This window comes from Streptomyces lasalocidi (assembly GCF_005280215.1).
GTDB lineage: Bacteria > Actinomycetota > Actinomycetes > Streptomycetales > Streptomycetaceae > Streptomyces > Streptomyces longwoodensis.
Map to the genome: position 1 here is coordinate 383747 of NZ_SZNQ01000001.1, position 12585 is coordinate 396331.

Sequence of the window (12585 nt, forward strand, 5' to 3'; positions counted from 1 at the left end):
GCGGCGATGGCCCGACTGGCGGGGCGACGGCTGCTGTTCGCCGCCCCGATCCTGCTCGTCGTCACCTTCGGCGTCTTCGCGATCGCCGCCGCCTCCCCCTTCGACCCCGTCAAGGCGTACGCCGGCACGGCCGCCCTCGGCGCGGACGCGGAGACACTGGCGCGGCTGCGGGAGAACCTGGGCGTGGACCAGCCGTTCACCTCCCGCTGGTGGCACTGGCTGACCGCGGCCGTCACCGGCGACTTCGGGCAGTCCGGCGTGATGCGGCAGCCGGTCGCCCAGGTCATCGGCGAACGCCTCACCTGGTCCACCCTGTTGTGCGCGGTCGCGTTCGCGGTGGCCGTGCTGGCGGGCACCGTCCTGGGCGTGCTGGCGGCCCGGCGCCCGGGATCGCTGCTCGACCGGGCCGTGACGTCGCTGGCGTACTCGCTGGAGGCGGCGCCGGTCTTCTGGCTGGCCCTGCTGGCCGTCTGGCTGTTCGCACTGCGGCTGGGGGTGCTCCCGGCCGGCGGACTCACCGACACCGCGAGCGAGCAGGTCACGGCCGCTCAAGTGACCCGTCACCTCGTGCTGCCGGCCGCAGTCCTCGCCGTCTCCCAGCTGCCGTGGTTCACCCTGTACGTCCGTCAGGGTGTCGCCGACGCCCTCGCCGAGGACCCCGTGCGCGGAGCCCGCGCTCGGGGGGTGAGCGAGCGGACGGTGCTGCTCGACCACGCCTTGCGCTCCGGCTTGCTGCCGGTCCTCACCCTGGTCGGCTCCCGGGTGCCTGAACTCATCACCGGAGCACTGCTGGTGGAGAGCGTCTTCAGCTGGCCCGGTATCGCGGCGGCCACCGTGCAGGCGGCCACCGCCGTCGACTTCCCGCTGCTCGCCGCCCTCACCACGCTCGCCACCGCCGCGGTGCTCGCCGGCAACCTCCTCGCCGACCTCCTCTACGGCCTGTTCGACCCGAGGGTGGATCTCGATGACATGTGAACCCGTGACCACGGCCGAACCCGCCTGGCGGTCCCACGGCACCGAGCGCCGCTCCACCCGGGCGGTACGCGTACGCGTCTGCGTCGTCCTGGTGGCCGCGACCGTGCTGGCCGTGCTCCTCGTCCCGCCCCTGGTGCGGCTCGACCAGCAGGCCGTCGACCTGTCCTCCAGACTGCTGCCGCCGAGCTGGTCCCACCCCTTCGGCACCGACGACCTCGGCCGCGACCTCCTCCTGCGCTGTGTCTACGGCCTGCGCGTCTCCCTGCTGGTCGGGGTCGCGGCGGCCCTCACGGCCACCTTGATCGGCACCGCCGTCGGCGCGACCGCCGGAGCGCTGGGCGGCTGGGCCGACCGCGGTCTCATGCGGGTCGTCGACACGTTCTCCTCCGTGCCGCACCTGCTGCTGGGCATCTTCATCGTGGCCATGTTCCGGCCCGGGGTGGGGCCGGTGATCGTCTCCGTCGCGCTGACCCACTGGCTGTCCACCGCCCGGATCGTGCGCGCCGAGGTGCTGTCCCTGCGCGCCCGCCCGTACATCGACGCCGCCGTCTCCGGTGGCGCGTCCCGGTGGCGGGTGACGGTACGGCACCTGCTGCCCGCCGTCGTGCCGCAGGCCGCACTGGCCGCCGTCCTGATGGTGCCGCACGCCATGTGGCACGAATCGGCGCTGTCCTTCCTGGGGCTCGGCCTGCCCACCCACCTGGCCAGTCTCGGCAATCTCATCCAGGCCGCGCGGGGATCGCTGCTCGCCGGGCAGTGGTGGCCGACCCTCTTCCCGGGCCTGTTCATCATCGTCCCCACGCTCGCCGTCGCCGGCCTCGCCGGCGCCTGGCGGGAACGGATCAACCCGCGCCGCCGATCGGAGCTGATGCTGTGAGCGACCAGTCAACGGTCCTGTCGGTACGCGGACTGTCCGTGCGCTTCCTGATGCCGGGCGGGCGGCGGATCGCCGCCGTCACCGACGCGCACTTCGACGTGGCGGCCGGCGAGTGCCTCGCCCTGATCGGTGAGAGCGGCTGCGGCAAGTCGGTCCTCGCCTCCGCCCTGCTCGGCCTGCTGCCCGCCAACGCCCGGACGGCGGGCGAGGCGCGGCTCGGCGACCTGGACCTGCTCGCCGCCGACGAACGGACACTGGCCCGGACGGTGCGGGGCCGCCTGGTCGGCCTCATCCCGCAGAGTCCCGCCGCGCACCTCACGCCCGTGCGCACGGTCCGCTCCCACCTGCAGGAAACCGTGGCCGCCCTGACGGACACGCGAGGACGGGCAGCCCTGCGTGCGGCGGCCGAAGCAGCCGCGGAGCGCGCCGCCTTCCCCGCCGGCCACCTCGACCGCCACCCGCACGAACTCTCCGGCGGCCTCGCCCAGCGCGCAGCCACCGCCCTCGCCCTCGTCGGCGACGCGCCCCTGCTCCTGGCCGACGAACCCACGACCGGCCTCGACCGCGACCTGGTCGGCCACACCGTGGACGAGCTGCGCCGCCACGTCGACACCGGCCGTCGGAGCCTGCTCGTGATCACGCACGACCTCGCCGCCGCCCGGCGCATCGCCGACCGCGTGGCCGTGATGTACGCGGGCCGGATCGTCGAACTCACCGACGCGCAGGCCTTCTTCGGCACGCCGGGCCCCCGCCACCCCTACAGCCGGGGTCTCCTGCGGGCCCTCCCCGACCGCGCCTTCACCGCGATACCCGGCATGCCGCCAGAACTCGGCAACCTCCCTCGGGGCTGCGCCTTCGCCCCCCGCTGCGACCGGGCCACCGACGCCTGCACCGCCCTCCCCCAGCCCGTCGACGGCACCGCCTGCCACCACCCGCACTCCCCGGAGGACCACCGTGCTTGAACTGCACGACATCACCGCCGGATACGACCCGGCCGCCCCCGTCGTGCGCGACGCCCGCCTGGCCCTCGCGCCCGGCGAGAGCGTCGGGCTCCTGGGACCCAGCGGCTGCGGCAAGTCCACCCTCGCCCGGGTCGCCGCCCTGCTGCACCGCCCCGACGCCGGCACCGTGACGCTCGACGGCACACCCGTACGCGGCTGGCGCCACCGCGCCCCACGCACCCAGCGCACCGCCGTCGGCGTGGTGTTCCAGCAGCCCCGCCTCTCCGCCGACCCGCGGCTGCGGCTCACCGACCTGATCGCCGAGCCCCTGCGCGCCACGAACCGCCGAGACGAGATCCCCCAGCGCCTGGTCGAACTGACCCCGGCCGTCGGCCTGACACCCGACCTCCTGGACCGCCGACCCCACGAGGTCAGTGACGGCCAGCTCCAACGCGCCTGCCTCGCCCGGGCCCTCGTCCTGCGCCCCCGCTGGCTCGTCTGCGACGAGATGACCGCCATGCTGGACGCCTCCACCACCGCCGCCCTGGTGGCAGCCGTCGAGGCCTACCGCGCCGACACGGGCGCCGGACTGCTCGCCGTCGGTCACGACCAGGTACTCCTGCACCGCTGGTGCGACCGCACCCTCCACTGGACCGACCTCACCTCGACACCGAACCGTCGGGCGGGGGACACAGCACCGCCGAGCAGGTCACGCGCGTGACGGCACCCGAACCATCCACGGAGCGGCCCCGGCGCCGAACATGCATTCTCTTGTCTGCTGTTGCGTTGAGGAGTTCACTGGTGGGATGCCGACCTTGGTCACGACATTGACGGGCTTCTGGCCCTCGCGTCGTGTCTACCTCTTCGACGGATTCTGTAGCCGGGCCTCGTGATCCCGCTCCGCGCCATCACCCCGTCCGCGCCCTTCCCCGTACGAGAGAACCGAGGTCCGTCATGTCCGTCACCGATGAACTGCTCGCCAACAACGCCCGCTACGCCGAGACCTTCTCCGGCCCGCTCCCGTTGCCGCCCTCCCGCCAACTGGCCGTCGTGGCCTGCATGGACGCCCGGCTGAACGTCTACGCGATCCTCGGCCTCAACGAGGGCGAGGCGCACGTCATCCGCAACGCCGGCGGAGTGGTGACCCAGGACGAGATCCGCTCGCTCGCCATCAGCCAACGCCTCCTCGGCACCGAGGAGATCATCCTCATCCACCACACCGACTGCGGCATGCTGACCTTCACCGACGACGGGTTCAAGGACGAGGTCCAGAAGGACACCGGGATCCGTCCGCCCTGGGCGGCGGAGGCGTTCCCCGACCTGGAGGACGACGTACGGCAGTCCGTCGCGCGCATCAAGGCCGACCCGTTCGTCGTCCACAAGGACCGCGTCCGCGGTTTCGTCTTCGACGTGGCCACGGGCAGGCTCACGGAAGTCCGCTGACCGCAGCCACACTTGCAGTCGTCGCACACTCCGTGGTGGATCGGTACCGGCCGCCGATCACGGCCGACACCGATCCGCCCGGAGAGCCTTGCGGTGCACAGCAATCCCTCGGCCAGAGCGATGCGGCCTCCTCGCCCGTGAGGAGGCCCTCGTACTCACACGCCGGCCCGTCTTCAACGCACCGAGCGAAGCTGGTCCAGCTCATCCTCGATCGCCTTGCGCAGCGGGTCGTGCTGCGGACCGAGTGCGAACTGCTCGTCGGTCCATCTGTCGTGGGGGTAGAGCCATACAAGCTTGCCAACCAAGTCGGTCGGCTCCCAGCCGAAGCGCGGCCATATGTGCGCATGCAGGAACCCATCGGTGTTGCCCAGGATTTCAAGATTGACTCGCCGGAAGGCTGTGTCCATGCGACGGGACACTCGCTCGACTGCCTCGCCGAGCTGGTCCATGTCGGACAGGAACGACATCCGTCTGGCCCTGGGCAGATCCGAGAGTCTCTCCACGTTCGGGTCGTCCACCAGGAGCACCGAGTAGCCCGGCAGGAACTGCACATCGCCGATCACTGCGAACCCCGCTTCCAAGCGGCGCAGCACAGCCGGGTTCTCACCGCGCAGAGCACTACCGATCCGGTCCGTCCGCCAGTCACAAGCCATGGCCAGAACCTACCTGACCGCGACCGAGCGTGGTCGTATCACATGCGGCCACCGTGCTGTCCCGGAGCACGAAGTCACGCCCTCCGCAGCGGAGTCCTGCGAGCCACCCGCCCCGCCCCTCCCCTGCTCAGGTCTGGGGCGGGGTCACCGGCGGCACCGGCGGTACCGCGCCGCGCGCCCGCAGGTCGGCGGCACCGCCCGCGCCGAGCACCCCGGTGGTCCGCTCCAACTCCTCGGCCGGCAGCGCCGACAACGACCGCCGTGCCACCACCGACACCACCAGCGGCAGCACCGGGCGCAGCGGCTGCACCAGACGCAGCCACGGTGGCGCGTAGATGCTGACCGCGCGCCGCTCGACCCCGCGCACCAGCCATCCGGCGACCTGCTCGGGACTGTGCACGCGGCGGGCGGGTGCGGGCTGATGGGAACGCAGGGCCCGCAGCACCGGATGGTCGTCGAGGGCCGCGATCATGTCGGTGCCGGTCCAGTGCAGGTACGCGATGCCCACCCCCACTCCCGCCGGACGCACCTCGGTACGCAGGGCCTGGGCGAACGACTCCACGCCCGCTTTCGACGCGCAGTAGGCGCTCATCAGCGGCGCCGAGCCGAACGCGGCGGTGGACGCCACCTGGAGGAAGTACCCCCTGGTGCGCGCGAGTTGCGGCAGGAAGACGCGGGCGGTGTTCGCGCTGCCGATCAGGTTGACCTCGACCACCCGGTCGAACAGCGACGCCTCGCACGCGGCGAACGGGCCCGCGGCGGCGATCCCCGCGTTGGCGATCACCACCGACGCGGGCCCAAGGCGTGCGCCGACGCTGAGGGCCGCGCCCTGGAGCGCCGCCTCGTCGGTGACGTCGACCTCGAAGCAGTGCGCCTCGGTCGGCAACCCGGCCGCGACCTGGCGCAAGGAGTCGAGTTCCCGGCCCAGCAGTGCCACCCGCATGCCCCGCAGGGCCAGCCGGCGTGCCACCGCCGCTCCCACGCCGCGCGCCGCCCCGGTGACCACCGCGATCCGCCCATACGGTGCACCCTCGACCATGACCGCCTCCAGGCCCGCCCTTGCGACCCGCGCCGCACCGCGCACCCGGCCAGTCGACCACGCCACCGCCGGGACCGCCCGCCGCCGCGAGCCACAAGGGTGACGGCATCGCGGCCTGGGCAACGCGGCCCTGGGACCGTGTTCCGAGAGGAGGAACGCGCCCCGGCGCACGGCCGAGTTCAGGACCAGGCCATCTCCCCGTGCCGGGAGACGAAGCGGCCGGTGCCCGCACCGGGGAGCTCCGTGGCGAGGGACACGATCGCGTCCGTGCCCTCCGTGACCGTCTGGGGGCCGCTGTGGCCGTTGAGGTCGGTCGCGGTGTAGCCGGGGTCGGCGGCGTTGACGCGGATGTCCTTGAGCGCCTTGGCGTACTGCGTGGTCAGCATCGTCAGGGCGGCCTTGGACGACGTGTAGAGCGGGGCGATGACGCCTGACTCGGGACGGTCGGGGTCATGGGTGAGGGCGAGGGAACCCATGCCGCTGCTGACGTTGATGATCGCGGGGTCGTCCGAGCGCCGCAGCAGCGGCAGGAAGGCGGTGGTCGTACGGATGACACCGATGAGGTTGACGTCGAGGACGGCGAGGGCGTCGGCGGCCGTGAGGTCACTCGGGTCGCCCACGGGGCCGTGCACACCCGCGTTGTTGATCAGGACGTCGACCCTGCCCTCGTGCGCGGCCACGTCCGCCGCGGCCGCCGCCACGGACGCGTCGTCGGTGACGTCGAGGGGGACGTAACGGGCGCCGAGCGCGGCGGCGGCCACCCGGCCCAGCTCGGGGTCGCGGGCCCCCAGCAGCACGGTGTGGCCGAGTCCGATCAGGCGGCGGGCGGTCTCGCGGCCGAGTCCCTTGTTGGCTCCGGTGATGAAGGTGATCGTCATGCCGTCGATCCTGGGCCCGGCCGGGAGGGCGGGGCCAGGGACGCCGTGACGGTAGGACGAGCCGTACCACCCTCGCGCCGACGCGCGCCGCCCGCGATGCGGGAGCATGGAAGGCATGCCGACGACACCCGGAACCGGACTGGGCACCATGATCCGCACCTGGCGCGACCGGCTGCCCCCGTCGGCCGCCGGGCTGCCCGTGGCCCGCGGGCGCCGGGCGACCGGGCTCCGGCGCGAGGAACTCGCCGAGCTGGCCGGGGTGTCGGTCGACTACGTCGTACGCCTCGAACAGGGGCGGGCCACGACCCCCTCCCCCTCGGTGGTGGCCGCCCTGGCACGCGCCCTGCACCTGTCCACCGCCGAGCGCGACCACCTGTACCGGCTAGCCCGCCTCGCACCCCCCGCGCCCGGCGTCATCCCCGACCACCTCCCGCCCGGTGTGCAGCGGGTGCTCACCCGCCTCGCGGACGTGCCGGTCGCCGTGTTCGCGGCCGACTGGAGCCTGCTGTGGTGGAACCGCAGCTGGGCCGCCCTGCTGGGCGACCCATCCCCCGCGCCGCCCCGGCTGCGCAACTTCGCCCGCGACCGCTTCCCCGTCGACGGCGCCCCTCCCTGCCTCGCGCTGTGGCCGGTCACCGAGACGGACCGGGACGCCACCGACGCCGCCGTCGTCTCCGACCTGCGCCGCGCCACCGGCCGTTTCCCGCAGGACGAGCGCCTGGCCCGGCTCATCCGCCGGCTCCTCGCGGGCAACGAGCGGTTCGCCGCCCTCTGGGCGACCGGCGAGGTGGCCGCCCACCGCGAGGACCACAAGAGCATCGACCATCCGACGGTGGGACCGGTCGAGGTGGACTGCGACGTGCTCACCGACGGCGACTCCGACCTCAAGATCGTCATCCTGACCGCCGCGCCGGGCAGCGAGGACGAGAGCAAGGTGCAGCTCGCCGCCGTCACCGGCCCACCGGCCACCGCGCCCGCCTGAGCGCTCCCGCGCGCGTCGATGCACCGGCGGGCGACGAGGAAGACGGCCACGGGGCGGCGGAGGCGGCGATGGGGGCCCGGCGGCCCCAGTGTGAGGACGACGGCCGCCGGGCGCCGGCCCCCCGGACCCGGTCACCGCGGCAGGTCAGCGGCCCATCCGCGTTCGTTCGCTCGCTCGCCGAAGGTCCGGGCGCCGCACAGCGTCACGCAGGCGTCGTCACCTTCTGCTGACCGAGCCAGTCGGCGAACGTCTGGGTGCCACGGGCCCCCGGCCCGGTGGGCAGCAGGCCACCGGAGCTCATGCCCCCGGGGAAGTACATGGGCAGCACCGGGCGCCGACGCGCCCCGCCCGCGGCGATCAGGGCCCGCGCCATGTCGACCAGCGACTCGACCCGCGGGCCGGCCAGTTCGCCGGCCATGCCCTGCGGTTGTCCGGCCACGAGGTCGGCCAGGGCCTCACCCACCTCCCGTACGGCGATGGGCTGCACGGGTGCCTTCGGCACCGCCGCGATCGGCCCGGGCACACCACTCAGCACCTGACCCGCGAACTCGTGGAACTGCGTCGCCCGCAGGATCGTCCACGGCACCGCCCCGCCCCGGGCGATCTCCTCCTGGCGCAGCTTGCCCGCGTAGTACGGGTTCCTGACCCGGTCGACGCCCACGATGGACAGCGTCACCAGGTGCCGGACCCCGGCCCGCTCGGCCGCCGCGACCAGGTTGCGTCCCGCCCGGTCGAAGAAGTCCACCGCCACCGACTTGCGCATGGTGGTGACGTTGGCGACGTCCACGACGCCCTCCGCCCCGGCGAGCGCGGCCTCCAGTCCCGTCCCGTCGAGCAGGTCCACTCCCTTCGCACGCGACAGCACCACCGGCTCGTGGCCGCGGGCGCGCAGCGCCTCCACGACGTACCGCCCGGCCACTCCGGTACCACCGGCAACCGCGATCTTCATGTCCACTCCCATCCGCTAGGCGCTGTACGTAATGAGGACAGCGGGGCGGTTTCGATCGTGACATCCGGGGGCGTGATCCGCCTCACAGGGCGGTTCCGCCTCCCGCGCCCGGTCGGGCCTCGCGCGGAACGGCCTACGGCGAACGGCGAACGGCGAACGGCCACGGTTACCGCCGAACACCGCCGATCAGAGCCCTTCCGCAAGTGCGCGGGCCTGAGAAAGGGGTAACCGGGGGCCATGTTCTTCTTCAGCAACCGCGTCGGCTGCCTCGGTTCCCTGCTCATCAGCGCGGTGGCGACGATCGTCCTGGTCCTGCTCCTGAACCGCTGAGCACGCCCCCCGACCGCGCGCGGCACCGAGGCGACGGCAGAGGACCGACGGGAGCCGGCCCGCCGGACGGGTGACGACTACCGGATGCGCGGCCGCAGCGGCGTTCAGGCCGGCGAGTCCGTCGGCCGGTCCAACCACTCCGCCAGCAGGGCGCGCTCGGCGCCGCTGAGCATCGGCAGCTCCGGTACGACGGCACGGAACGCGACGGCCGCGGCAGCGGTGTCGTTCGCGTCCACGGCCGGTACGTCCGTGAGGACCGCCCGGGTGACCGCGTCGTACATCGCGTCGGCGAGGCCGAGGTCACGCCGCTCGGGCGGCACCGCGAGCAGGGCGAGCACGGCACCGGTCCCGGCGGCGTGGATCAGCTCCACCGCGCGTCGTTCGGGCACGCGCAGGCGTCCGGCCGCGGCGAGGCGGTGCACGCGGGCGCGCAGGACGTCCAGGCCGGCGACCGTGGCCGGTGAGCGCAGCGCGCGGTCGGGGTCCGCGAGGAGGCCGAACACCGCCGGGTTGGCGAGGCCGAAGCCGATGTGCGTGTCCCACCCGGCCCGCAGGTCCGCCACCGGATCGCTGTGCTCGGAGCGCTTCCCTGCGACGTAGGTCGCCAGGACGTGCTCGGCGACCGAGTCCAGCAGGCCGTCCTTGTCACCGAAGAGCCGGTAGATGGCGGGTGCCTGCACGCCTGCCGCCTGGGCGACCGCCCGGGTGGTGACCCCGCTGGGGCCGTGTTCGCGCAGGAGGCGCGCAGCGACCTCCACGAGGTTCGTCCGCGTCGCGGACCGACCGTCCAGGGGCTTGGTGGCATCTGTCACGGTCCGACGATAACGCATGCTCGGTATCGCCGTTATTAACAACGATACCGTTTCATCGATAACGGTGATAACGTCGATCGCAACGGCACCCCAGCCATGGAGGTACAGCATGTTCGTCATCACCGGCGCCACCGGTCAGCTCGGCTCCCGGATGGTCCGTCGGCTCCTCACCCGGGTACCGGCGGACCAGGTCGTCGCCTGCGTGCGTGACCCCGAGCGGGCGGCCGGCCTCCACGCCGAGGGCGTGGAGGTGCGGCGCGGCGACTACACGGACCCGGCCTCGCTCGCCGAGGCGTTCAAGGGCGCCTCACAGGTCCTCGTCGTCTCCGTCAACGACACCGGCGACGCGGCGGTCGCCCAGCACAGGGCAGCGATCGACGCGGCCCGCGCGGCCGGGGCGGAGCGGATCCTCTACACCAGCCACCAGGGCGCCGGCGCCGACTCGCTCTTCGCACCCATGCCCGACCACGCGGCCACGGAGCGGTACCTGTCCACCACCGGCGCGCCGTTCACGTCACTGCGCAACGGCTTCTACGCCGGGACCGTGCCGCTCCTCCTGGGCGGCGCGCTGGAGACCGGCGAGCTACGGGCGCCGGCCGACGGGCCCGTGTCCTGGACCACGCACGACGACCTCGCCGAGGCGGCCGCCGTCCTCCTCACCGACGAGGGCCGCTACGAGGGCCCGACCCCGCCCCTGACCGCGGCACGGGCGTACGACCTCGACGACGTGGCCGGTATCCTCACCCGGCTCGGTGGGCGCACGGTCCGCCGCGTGGTCGTCGAGGACGAGGAATGGACGGCCGGACTCGTCGGGCACGGCATGCCCGCCGAGCAGGCCGACCTGCTCCTCGGCATGTTCCACGCCTCCCGACGCGGCGAGTTCGCCACCACGGGAACCACCCTGGAGGACCTGCTCGGACACCCCGCCACGGCCCTCCCGGCGTTTCTGGAGGGTGTAGTCCCGGGCTCCCGCTGAACGAGGAGCGGTGGGTCACACCGAGCGGGACCGGTGACCCTGGTGCGGCGGGACCCGCCCCACGGCCCGGTCACCGCGTTAGACGGGCAGTGGTCGCGCTCCGGGAGCCACGACCGTCGGGTCAGCCGGTGAGTGCCTGGTCGACGGTGGGGTGGCAGTCGATCACCGTGTCGACGCCCACGAGTTGCAGGGTGCGCAGGACCGCCTCGGTGAGGGCGGCCAGGCGCAGCCAGCCGCCGGCTTCGGTGGCGGCGCGGTGGGCGGTGAGGAGGAGGTTGATGCCGCTGGAGTCCATGAACCCGATCTGCCGCATGTCGAGCACGACGCGGGGACGTGCCGCGCCGATGACCTCGTCGAGGGCTCGCTTCAGGTCGTCGCCGGTGTGGTGGTCGATCTCCCCGGCCGGCGTCACCACGTGCACGTCGCCGGTGACGGCGGTCAGGACGGACAGGCCGCCCGGCGACTGGGCCGGCTCGGTGTGCTGGGTTCCCACCAGTGGTTCCTCTGCCATGCCGGTGATACTTGCACACCAGTGTTTCGGAACGAACTCCCGCACCACTGTTTCCGAGCGAACTCCTGTATCACTTCGAACACACCGGCCTCCGGGTGACGGACCCGTGCGGGGCGGCCCTTCACCGTGACCGGACGACGGTCTTCCCCGTGGTGCGGCCGTGCAGCATGTCCAGGAAGGCGTCCACGATGTGCTCGAAGCCGTCCACCACCGTCTCGTCGGGGGTGAGGCGGCCACTGCGCAGGTGGGGTACGGCGAAGTCGTACAACTCCTCCTGGAGGTCGGTGTGGTCGCGGACCAGGAAGCCCTCCATGCGCAGGCTCTTCTCCACGACGTCCGCGTGGTCGAAGCGCGGCAGGGTCACGCCGGGGGTGTTGTACTGGCTGACGGTGCCGACGCGCACGATGCGGCCGTGCGGGCGCAATGCCCCGACCGCCGCTGCCAGTTGCTCACCGCCGACGTTGTCGACGAAGACGTCGATCCCGTCCGGCGCGGCCGCGGCGAGCAGGTCGGCGGCCGGTCCGTCGTGGTAGTCGAAGGCGGCGTCGTAGCCGACCACCCGCGCGAGGTGGCCGGCCTTGGCGGCCGACCCGGTGCTGCCCACGAGGCGTCCGGCGCCGAGCAGCCGCGCGAAGCGTGCGGTCGCCGTGCCGACCCCGCCCGCCGCGGCCGACACGAACAGGTCCTCGCCCTCCTCCAGCCGGGCGATCCGGGTCAGCCCCACGTAGGCGGTCAGGCCGGTGCCGCCGAGGACGCTCAGGTACGCGGACAGCGGCACCCCGTCGTGGTGGGGCAGCCGGCGGATCTCCTCGGGCACGACCACCGCGTGCGTGCGCCAGCCCCGCCGGTGGAAGACGACCTCGCCCTCGGCCACTCGGGGCGTGCGCGAGGCGACGACCCGTCCGATCGCGCGGCCTTCGAGGGGGGCGCCCAGCGTGAAGCCGCCGGGCACGTCGTCCATCATCTCGCGGTGGTACGGGTCGACGGACCAGTACAGGTTCTGCACCAGGGCGCCGCCGGCCGGGGGTTCGGGCAGCGCCGACTCGACGAAGGCGAAGTGCCGGGCGGTGGGGAAGCCGTGGGGGCGGGCGGTCTGGTGGACGGTGAGCGCGGTGTCGGTCATGAGCGGACCGTAGGGCGGGAATGCCCCTGCTGGGCAGGCGGTTGGGGTCATGCGAGACGTCGTTCCATGAGCAGCACTCATACGGTGAGGCAGGCG

At 73.3% G+C, this 12585-nt stretch carries 14 protein-coding genes; 7 read left to right on the forward strand and 7 right to left on the reverse strand.

From position 1 onward, the window contains the following. Window positions 1–6 precede the first annotated feature (6 nt). The 5 genes from E4U91_RS01350 to E4U91_RS01370 all read left to right on the forward strand — a co-directional run bounded on the left by E4U91_RS01350 (window position 7) and on the right by E4U91_RS01370 (window position 4236). Window positions 7–975, forward strand: coding sequence for an ABC transporter permease (locus E4U91_RS01350; RefSeq protein ID WP_137304808.1), 969 nt, complete (start codon window positions 7–9; stop codon window positions 973–975). Further along, a complete protein-coding gene (locus tag E4U91_RS01355; protein WP_137304809.1) occupies window positions 965–1852 on the forward strand; it encodes an ABC transporter permease in 888 nt (295 codons plus the stop codon). Before E4U91_RS01350 ends, E4U91_RS01355 begins: the two co-directional genes overlap by 11 nt. Before the next feature lie 50 nt (window positions 1853–1902). Then, window positions 1903–2814: an ABC transporter ATP-binding protein gene (locus E4U91_RS01360; protein ID WP_404767429.1), complete on the forward strand. Its 912-nt coding sequence runs from the start codon at window positions 1903–1905 to the stop codon at window positions 2812–2814. Further along, window positions 2807–3514: an ABC transporter ATP-binding protein gene (locus tag E4U91_RS01365; protein ID WP_137304811.1), complete on the forward strand. Its 708-nt coding sequence runs from the start codon at window positions 2807–2809 to the stop codon at window positions 3512–3514. The genes E4U91_RS01360 and E4U91_RS01365 overlap by 8 nt, the downstream gene beginning before the upstream one ends. Window positions 3515–3747: 233 nt before the next feature. Continuing rightward, window positions 3748–4236 carry a beta-class carbonic anhydrase gene (locus E4U91_RS01370; RefSeq protein WP_137304812.1) on the forward strand — a complete coding sequence of 163 codons (489 nt, stop codon included), beginning with the start codon at window positions 3748–3750 and terminating at the stop codon, window positions 4234–4236. A gap of 173 nt (window positions 4237–4409) precedes the next feature. Here the strand turns inward: E4U91_RS01370 and E4U91_RS01375 are convergent, their stop codons facing one another. From E4U91_RS01375 to E4U91_RS01385, 3 genes are all read right to left on the reverse strand, one after another. Beyond that, window positions 4410–4889, reverse strand: coding sequence for an HIT family protein (locus E4U91_RS01375; RefSeq protein ID WP_137304813.1), 480 nt, complete (start codon window positions 4887–4889; stop codon window positions 4410–4412). 127 nt (window positions 4890–5016) lie between these two features. Beyond that, window positions 5017–5928 (reverse strand): short-chain dehydrogenase/reductase, encoded by a 912-nt coding sequence (locus tag E4U91_RS01380; RefSeq protein WP_137304814.1) that lies wholly within the window; start codon window positions 5926–5928, stop codon window positions 5017–5019. Window positions 5929–6107: 179 nt separating this feature from the next. Then, window positions 6108–6806: an SDR family NAD(P)-dependent oxidoreductase gene (locus E4U91_RS01385; protein ID WP_137304815.1), complete on the reverse strand. Its 699-nt coding sequence runs from the start codon at window positions 6804–6806 to the stop codon at window positions 6108–6110. Window positions 6807–6921: 115 nt separating this feature from the next. On the opposite strand from E4U91_RS01385, the gene E4U91_RS01390 reads away from it, so the two are divergent. Further along, window positions 6922–7788, forward strand: a complete 867-nt coding sequence (locus E4U91_RS01390; RefSeq protein ID WP_137304816.1) for a helix-turn-helix transcriptional regulator — start codon at window positions 6922–6924, stop codon at window positions 7786–7788. Window positions 7789–7990: 202 nt separating this feature from the next. Here the strand turns inward: E4U91_RS01390 and E4U91_RS01395 are convergent, their stop codons facing one another. Together E4U91_RS01395 and E4U91_RS01400 are read right to left on the reverse strand one after the other, a co-directional pair. Further along, on the reverse strand, window positions 7991–8737 hold the full coding sequence (locus E4U91_RS01395) for an SDR family oxidoreductase (RefSeq protein ID WP_137304817.1): 747 nt from the start codon (window positions 8735–8737) through the stop codon (window positions 7991–7993). 434 nt (window positions 8738–9171) lie between these two features. Continuing rightward, a complete protein-coding gene (locus tag E4U91_RS01400; RefSeq protein ID WP_241678464.1) occupies window positions 9172–9879 on the reverse strand; it encodes a TetR/AcrR family transcriptional regulator in 708 nt (235 codons plus the stop codon). 109 nt (window positions 9880–9988) lie between these two features. Between E4U91_RS01400 and E4U91_RS01405 the strand changes: the two genes are divergently transcribed. After that, window positions 9989–10855 carry an NAD(P)H-binding protein gene (locus E4U91_RS01405; RefSeq protein WP_137304819.1) on the forward strand — a complete coding sequence of 289 codons (867 nt, stop codon included), beginning with the start codon at window positions 9989–9991 and terminating at the stop codon, window positions 10853–10855. 121 nt (window positions 10856–10976) lie between these two features. Here E4U91_RS01405 and E4U91_RS01410 read toward each other — a convergent pair whose 3' ends face one another. After that, complete coding sequence (locus tag E4U91_RS01410; protein WP_137304820.1) at window positions 10977–11366, reverse strand: STAS domain-containing protein; 390 nt, start codon at window positions 11364–11366, stop codon at window positions 10977–10979. A 121-nt stretch (window positions 11367–11487) separates the two neighbouring features. Further along, window positions 11488–12489 (reverse strand): MDR family NADP-dependent oxidoreductase, encoded by a 1002-nt coding sequence (locus E4U91_RS01415; protein WP_137304821.1) that lies wholly within the window; start codon window positions 12487–12489, stop codon window positions 11488–11490. Window positions 12490–12585: the final 96 nt, after the last annotated feature.

Bases quoted from the DNA above. Each gene is read 5' to 3' on its own strand.
- E4U91_RS01350 (WP_137304808.1), top strand. From the start codon at position 7: ATGGCCCGACTGGCGGGGCGACGGCTGCTGTTCGCCGCCCCGATCCTG.
- E4U91_RS01355 (WP_137304809.1), top strand. From the start codon at position 965: ATGACATGTGAACCCGTGACCACGGCCGAACCCGCCTGGCGGTCCCAC.
- E4U91_RS01360 (WP_404767429.1), top strand. From the start codon at position 1,903: ATGCCGGGCGGGCGGCGGATCGCCGCCGTCACCGACGCGCACTTCGAC.
- E4U91_RS01370 (WP_137304812.1), top strand. From the start codon at position 3,748: ATGTCCGTCACCGATGAACTGCTCGCCAACAACGCCCGCTACGCCGAG.
- E4U91_RS01375 (WP_137304813.1), bottom strand. From the start codon at position 4,889: ATGGCTTGTGACTGGCGGACGGACCGGATCGGTAGTGCTCTGCGCGGT.
- E4U91_RS01380 (WP_137304814.1), bottom strand. From the start codon at position 5,928: ATGGTCGAGGGTGCACCGTATGGGCGGATCGCGGTGGTCACCGGGGCG.
- E4U91_RS01385 (WP_137304815.1), bottom strand. From the start codon at position 6,806: ATGACGATCACCTTCATCACCGGAGCCAACAAGGGACTCGGCCGCGAG.
- E4U91_RS01390 (WP_137304816.1), top strand. From the start codon at position 6,922: ATGCCGACGACACCCGGAACCGGACTGGGCACCATGATCCGCACCTGG.
- E4U91_RS01395 (WP_137304817.1), bottom strand. From the start codon at position 8,737: ATGAAGATCGCGGTTGCCGGTGGTACCGGAGTGGCCGGGCGGTACGTC.
- E4U91_RS01405 (WP_137304819.1), top strand. From the start codon at position 9,989: ATGTTCGTCATCACCGGCGCCACCGGTCAGCTCGGCTCCCGGATGGTC.
- E4U91_RS01410 (WP_137304820.1), bottom strand. From the start codon at position 11,366: ATGGCAGAGGAACCACTGGTGGGAACCCAGCACACCGAGCCGGCCCAG.
- E4U91_RS01415 (WP_137304821.1), bottom strand. From the start codon at position 12,489: ATGACCGACACCGCGCTCACCGTCCACCAGACCGCCCGCCCCCACGGC.